At 55.0% G+C, this 447-nt stretch carries 1 protein-coding gene; it reads right to left on the bottom strand.

Annotation, left to right across the window (positions count from 1 at the left end):
* A partial coding sequence (locus tag AC5ZGW_RS47080) for a hypothetical protein (RefSeq protein WP_496114265.1) occupies positions 1–246 on the bottom strand: 246 nt, incomplete at its 3' end.
* Positions 247–447 lie beyond the last annotated feature (201 nt).

Here is a 447-nt window from a genome sequence, read left to right on the forward strand (position 1 = left end):
GGCTTCTCGTTCTTTGATCTTCTCGGCGAGCGCATCAAGTCGAGGGCTTAGGCGCTCTACCCGTTCCGTCACCTCTTCTGTCCGACGGGTAAAATAACTGACCAGGAACCTTGCTGTCATAACAGTAGCAGCCGCGGTTTCGGGCTGCTCTGGATCAAGGCCACCTCCTTCGAGAGCTTCCTTCAAACCTGGAAAGGCCTCATAGAGACTAGCCAACTCTTCCGATGTAACCGCTTGAACTGTCATTCCTCCCCCCGGCTCGAAGCCGACCAATGCGCTTAGGAGAATCCTCTCGGGATATTGACTACTCTAGGTTAACTCGAGATGTCGAATGCAATCTTCAGATCGCTCCGAGCATTTTGCAGCCATCATAATCCGCCGAACCTCGCTGTAGGTCCATTGAGCGGACCGGCGCAGCGGCTGGTTGATGGTGAAGGTCCGGCCCTG

Source organism: Bradyrhizobium sp. Crot121 (genome assembly GCF_059512385.1).